Genomic DNA, 6,330 nt, shown 5'->3' on the forward strand with positions numbered 1-6,330 from the left:
CTCCAAAATTTAATTTAGTTAACTCTTAACTAAGTTTAGTATATTATTGTTCCGATACCTTCAGGTGAGAATAGTTCTAAAAGAAGTGAATGAGGTATACGCCCATCAAGAATAGTTGCTTTTTCAACCCCCATTCTAATTGCTTCAACACAGCAATCAATTTTAGGAATCATGCCACCTTTGATTATACCTTCAAGGCATAATTTCGGTATTTGATGTAATCGCAATGTACTAATTAGAGTAGAAATATCTTTTGGATCTCTCATAACTCCTGGTACATCAGTAAGCAGTATTAATCTTTCCGCTTTTAATGCAGATGCAATTTTTGCTGCGCAAGTATCAGCATTTATATTATATGCTTTATTATCATCTTCACCTAAAGCTACACTGCCAACAACAGGTATATAACCTGAACTTATAGTAGTTTTTAGTATTTCCGTATTAACTTTGGTTATTTCACCTACATAACCTAAGTCAACATCAGATTCTATTTTCTTAGCTTTTAAAAGAGAACCATCCATTCCACATAAGCCAATAGCTTTGCCACCAAACTTTTCTATTAAAGAAACTAAATTTTTATTTACTTTGCCACCCAAAACCATTTGAACTACTTCAATAGTAGAATCATCAGTATATCTTAAGCCATTAATAAATTCACTTTTGTGATTTAATCTATCTAATAAATCTGAAATATCAGGTCCACCACCATGTACAACAACAGGTTGAATTCCAACACATTTCATTAAAATAATATCATTTATTACTGTTTCGCGAAGTTCTTCGCTTACCATTGCATTTCCACCATATTTTACTACGATTGTTTTTCCATAGTATTTTTGTATATAAGGTAAAGCTTGAACTAATATCTCAGCTCTTTCATTATGATTCAATTTAAAAACCTCATTTCATTCAGTTAAGAATTAAGAGTTAAAAGTTAAGGAAAAAAACCATAGGAAAAGTTCTGATAACCAAATATAAAATTCACTGTGTGAAAGTTTGAGAACCAAAATATATGAGTTGTTTTTTCGAACCTTATTGTTGGAGTTTTCATATTCAACTTTTAACTTTTAACTGTTTTAACTTCTATAGTCTCCGTTTATTTTCACGTATTCATAACTTAGGTCACAGCCCCAAACATAAGCATCATAGTTACCTAAGAACAAATTAACTTTAATAACAATTTCATTTTCATTTAGAATCTTTTTAGCTATATCTTCATCAAAAGGTAAAGAACTACCTGCTTCACAAACTTTTATAGAACCAGCAGTACTTTCAAAAGAAACATCAACTTTTTTAGGATCAAAATCAATTTTTGTATATCCTAGAGCACATAGGATTCTGCCCCAGTTTGCATCGCTTCCGAACATTGCAGTTTTTACTAAGCTGGAATTAATAACACTTTTACCTAAAACAACAGCATCTTCTTCAGTACTTGCTCCTATTATTTTACATTCTAATAATTTTGTGGCACCTTCACCATCTTTAGCAATATTTTTAGCCATGATAGTATTTAGATTAGTAAGAGCTTCAAGGAAAACATAATAATTCTCATCTTTTTCTGTTATAGTAGAATTTTCGGCTAAACCATTAGCTAATATTAATATCATGTCATTAGTACTTGTGTCGCCATCAACACTAACTCTATTATAAGTTATATTAACGCTTGATTTTAGTGCTTCATGCAGAAGTTCAGAAGAGATAGAAAGGTCGGTTGTAATAAATGAAAGCATTGTTCCCATGTTTGGTTCAATCATTCCTGAGCCTTTTGCCATTGAACCCATAGTAACCTTTTTATCGCCTATGTAGAATTCTAAAGCCAATTGTTTTTGAAATGTATCGGTTGTCATAATAGCTAAAGATGCATCATTAGAACCCTCTTTTGATAATTTTTCAGTAAGTAAAGGAATGCCACTTTTAACTGCATCTATATTTAGAGGAACCCCAATCACCCCTGTAGAAGCAACTAAAACATCATCTGTTTTTAATTTTAATTCCTTAGCTTGTAATGAAGTCATTTTTTTTGCTTTATTTAAGCCATCATCCCCGTTACAAGTATTAGCGTTACCACTATTTATAATTATTGCTTGTGCTTTTTTGTTAGTTAAATGCTCCTTTGTAATGTAAATAGGAGCTCCCTTGACTTTATTTTTAGTGTACATTCCAGCAGATGCTGCTGGTACTTCAGAATATATTAAAGCTAAATCTTTTTTTAAGTTACTTTTCTTTAATCCACAGTGTATACCTGAAGCTAAAAAACCGTTAGGAGCTGTGACTCCACCATCTAGATATTTTATATTCAAATTTATAACCCCCTTAATTTATCTTAAATGGCTAAAATGCTGGTGCAATTAGATTTAATCCATCTGTTTCATTAAAACCTAAAACAATATTCATGTTTTGAATCGCTTGTCCCGCAGCGCCTTTAATCATGTTATCTATTGAACTTACAATTATGATTTGATCTTTTCTATGATTTAAATGTAGAGAAATACAACAGTCATTTGTTAATCTTACATTTTTTATTGAAGCAGTTTCTCCAAGTGGTAAAATATTAACAAATGGTTCATCTTTATAAAAATTTACGTATAATTTGTAAATTTCTTCAATATTTGCGTTGTCTTGTGGAGTACAATAAATAGTCGAAAGTATCCCTCTGTTAATAGGAAGTAGGTGAGGCGTAAAAGTAATATTTACTTTATCATTTGCCATAGTAGATAATATTTCTTCAATTTCAGGAGTATGTCTATGAGCTCCAACTTTATATGGCGCAAAAGTTTCATTCTCTTCTGGGAAATGAGTATTTAAAGTTAAACCTCTTCCAGCACCTGTTGTTCCAGATTTAGAATCACAAATAATACCTTCTAATTTAATTAATGAATTTTTTAATAGTGGCATTAATCCTAATTCGATAGTTGTTGGATAGCAGCCAGGATTAGCAATTAGAGAACTCTTTTTGATTTTTCCTCTATTTAATTCTGGAAGACCATAAATACTATTGTCATGTATTTCAGGTTGTGTGAATTTTTTGCCATACCATTCTTCATATTCAGTTTCATTAGATAATCTAAAATCTGCACCCATATCAATACAAATTTTATTGCTGTAAATTGCTTTTTTTGCTATATCTTCACTTAATCCATGAGGAAGTGCAGTGAAAATTACATCACATTTTTCAATAACATCTTTTGCAGATTCGCAAATTAAGTTTGTTTTATTGAAAAAACTTGTATATACATTACTAATTTCTTGTCCTTCAAAAGAAACAGAGCTTAAAGCAGCAACTTTAACTTTTGGATGAGATAATAGTAACCTTAAAAGTTCAGCACCAACGTATCCTGTAGCACCTATTATTCCGACCTTAACCATTTCTAATTAGCCCCCTTAAAGATTCAGTTAGTAATAGGTAACAGTTAACACTTGAAGACAATCCATTCAGAGAAGGCTATAACTAATCTTCAATTGTTAACTGTCCTTAATTAACTGTTAACTGATTTAAATTCATTTATAAAGTTTTCTAATGCTGCAATTTGAATTTTAACTGATTCTGTAGAAGGACCACCAATAACCTTACGCTCTTCTACACAAGTTAATAGATCTATTGCATGATAAATATCTTCTTCAAAAATAGGAGAGAATTCTTTAAGTTCTTTAAGTGTTAATTCTTCAATCATCTTGTTTCTTTTAATACATTCAAGAACTATTTCTCCAACTACTTCATGAGCATTTCTAAATGGTATACCTTTTTTTACTAAGTAATCAGCTACATCAGTAGCATTAGTAAATCCAAGTCCTGCACCTTTTCTCATGTTATCCTTTTTAACCTTCATGGTTTTAACCATTCCACAGAAAGTTTTAAGTGAAAGGGTAACAGTGTCCAATCCATCAAAAAGAGCTTCCTTATCTTCTTGCATATCTTTGTTATAAGCAAGAGGAATTCCTTTCATAACAGTAAGCAACGTCATAAGATCTCCATAAACTCTGCCAGTTTTTCCTCTAACTAATTCTGCAACGTCTGGATTTTTCTTTTGAGGCATTATACTGCTTCCAGTACTATAACCATCATCAAGTTCAATAAAACTAAATTCATTAGTACACCAAAGGATAATTTCTTCTGAAAATCTTGATAGATGCATCATTATCATTGAAAGACAAGAAAGTGTTTCAATAGCATAATCTCTATCAGATACAGAATCCAAACTGTTTAGTGTAACTTTTGCAAAACCAAGGTCACGTGCAACAGCTTCTCTATCAATAGGATAAGTAGAAGTAGCTAATGCTCCAGAACCTAGAGGCATTTCATCAACTCTCTTGTAACAATCAGAAAGTCTTCCAAAATCTCTTTTAAGCATTTCAGCATAAGCTAAAATGTGATGAGCAAAAGTTATAGGTTGTGCCTTTTGCATATGAGTATATCCAGGCATTATAGTCTCTATATTTTCATTAGCTTTTTCCAATAGAACTTCTTCTAAAGCTATAATATCTTCTTTTAATGATACAATTGCCTTTTTTAAATATAATCTTAAATCTAAAGTTACTTGGTCATTTCTGCTTCGACCAGTATGAAGCATCTTCCCGTTATCGCCAATATAGTAAGTTAAAGTACCTTCAATAAAACTGTGTATATCTTCAGATGTTTCATCAACTTCAATAACTCCATTTTCCATTCTCTTTAAGATTTCAAGAAGACCAGAAGTAATTCGATCACTAGCTTCTTTTGGAATTATATTTTGGCTTCCAAGCATTGAAGCATGAGCAAGACTTCCTTCAATATCTTCTTTATACATTCTACAATCAACATTTATAGAAGAATTAAAATCATTAACTAATTTGTCAGTACCTTTTTTAAATCGCCCGCCCCAAAGCTTCATTATATTTCCTCTTTCTTAATTTTTTCATTCATTTTAGCATTTACAATTGTTGGAAGACCAAATAGATTTATGAATCCAGCTGAATCTTTTTGATCATATACTCCATCTTCTCCAAAAGTTGCATATTCTTCGCTATATAATGAATAAGGGGATGTCATACCGGCATTGACAATATTTCCTTTGTATAGTTTTAATTTAATTTCTCCTGTAACTGTTTCTTGAGTTTTTTTAACAAATTCAGATAATGCTTCTCTGAGTGGAGTAAACCATTGCCCATTATATACTATGTCAGCAAATTTTAAAGCTATTTGTTCCTTATAGTGTGAAGTTTCTTTATCTAAGCAAAGTTCTTCTAAATCTTTATGAGCTTTGTAAAGGATAGTTCCACCTGGAGTTTCGTAAACTCCTCTTGATTTCATACCAACAAGTCTGTTTTCTACCATATCAATAAGACCAATAGCATTTTCGCCACCAACTTTATTTAACGCATCTAATAATTCAACACTGTTCATCTTTTGTCCGTTTAAAGCAATAGCATTTCCTTTTTCGAAAGTTAGAGTGATATAAGTCGCTTCATTTGGAGCAGCTTCTAGTGTTTTGCAAAGTTCTAAGATTTTATCATATTGTGGTTCATTTTCAGGGAATTCTAAATCCAAACCTTCATGACTTAAGTGCCAAATGTTTTTATCTTTACTGTAGTTTGTTTCACGATTAATTTTTAATGGAATATTCTTAGCTTCTGCATAATCTATTTCATCTTCTCTTGATTTAATATCCCAAATTCTCCAAGGTGCAATTATTGGCATTTCTGGAGCAAACGCTTTAACAGCCATTTCAAATCTTACTTGGTCATTTCCTTTACCAGTACATCCATGACAAATTGCATCTGCACCTTCTTCTTTTGCAATTTCAACCAATCTTTTTCCGATTATTGGTCTAGCAAATGAAGTTCCTAATAAATATTTTCCTTCATATATAGCACCAGCTTGAATAGTAGGGAAGATATAATCATCAACAAACTCTTGAGTTAAATCTTCTATATACAATTTTGATGCTCCTGTTTTAATTGCTTTTTCTTCTAATCCGTCTAATTCATCCTTTTGACCTACATTTCCACAAACAGCTATAACTTCACATCCGTAATTTTCTTTAAGCCATGGAATAATAATTGACGTATCTAATCCTCCAGAATATGCTAAAACCACTTTATTATACTTTGTCATTTTAAAAGCCTCCTCGATAAATATATAAAAATAAATTAATAAAATTTCTAAGTTAATCTGATGTTAATAATTATACATTTTTCAAATGAAAAAATCAAGTGCTATCAGCAACAATATTCATTAAAATATAAATAATATACATAAAAATATGAAATTAATGCATAAAAAAAGTGTTTTTATGCATTAATTTTATTTGTATAATTATATAAATTATATACATCTATAGTAAATATTTATTC

The 6,330-nt window shown here is 30.7% G+C and carries 5 protein-coding genes; all 5 read right to left on the reverse strand.

Annotated elements, in window-relative coordinates:
- Positions 1–35: 35 nt before the first annotated feature.
- The 5 genes from argB to CLPUN_RS22645 all read right to left on the reverse strand — a co-directional run bounded on the left by argB (position 36) and on the right by CLPUN_RS22645 (position 6,091).
- Complete coding sequence (gene argB / locus CLPUN_RS22625) at positions 36–890, reverse strand: acetylglutamate kinase (protein ID WP_077849482.1); 855 nt, start codon at positions 888–890, stop codon at positions 36–38.
- Between the two features lie 186 nt (positions 891–1,076).
- On the reverse strand, positions 1,077–2,300 hold the full coding sequence (gene argJ / locus CLPUN_RS22630; RefSeq protein WP_077849483.1) for a bifunctional glutamate N-acetyltransferase/amino-acid acetyltransferase ArgJ: 1,224 nt from the start codon (positions 2,298–2,300) through the stop codon (positions 1,077–1,079).
- A gap of 31 nt (positions 2,301–2,331) precedes the next feature.
- Positions 2,332–3,366: an N-acetyl-gamma-glutamyl-phosphate reductase gene (gene argC, locus CLPUN_RS22635; protein WP_077849484.1), complete on the reverse strand. Its 1,035-nt coding sequence runs from the start codon at positions 3,364–3,366 to the stop codon at positions 2,332–2,334.
- Between the two features lie 110 nt (positions 3,367–3,476).
- Positions 3,477–4,868 (reverse strand): argininosuccinate lyase, encoded by a 1,392-nt coding sequence (gene argH, locus CLPUN_RS22640; protein WP_077849485.1) that lies wholly within the window; start codon positions 4,866–4,868, stop codon positions 3,477–3,479.
- Complete coding sequence (locus tag CLPUN_RS22645; protein WP_077849486.1) at positions 4,868–6,091, reverse strand: argininosuccinate synthase; 1,224 nt, start codon at positions 6,089–6,091, stop codon at positions 4,868–4,870. Before CLPUN_RS22645 ends, argH begins: the two co-directional genes overlap by 1 nt.
- Positions 6,092–6,330 lie beyond the last annotated feature (239 nt).

This window comes from Clostridium puniceum (assembly GCF_002006345.1).
GTDB lineage: Bacteria > Bacillota > Clostridia > Clostridiales > Clostridiaceae > Clostridium > Clostridium puniceum.

Bases quoted from the DNA above. Each gene is read 5' to 3' on its own strand.
- argC (WP_077849484.1), bottom strand. From the start codon at position 3,366: ATGGTTAAGGTCGGAATAATAGGTGCTACAGGATACGTTGGTGCTGAA.
- argH (WP_077849485.1), bottom strand. From the start codon at position 4,868: ATGAAGCTTTGGGGCGGGCGATTTAAAAAAGGTACTGACAAATTAGTT.
- CLPUN_RS22645 (WP_077849486.1), bottom strand. From the start codon at position 6,091: ATGACAAAGTATAATAAAGTGGTTTTAGCATATTCTGGAGGATTAGAT.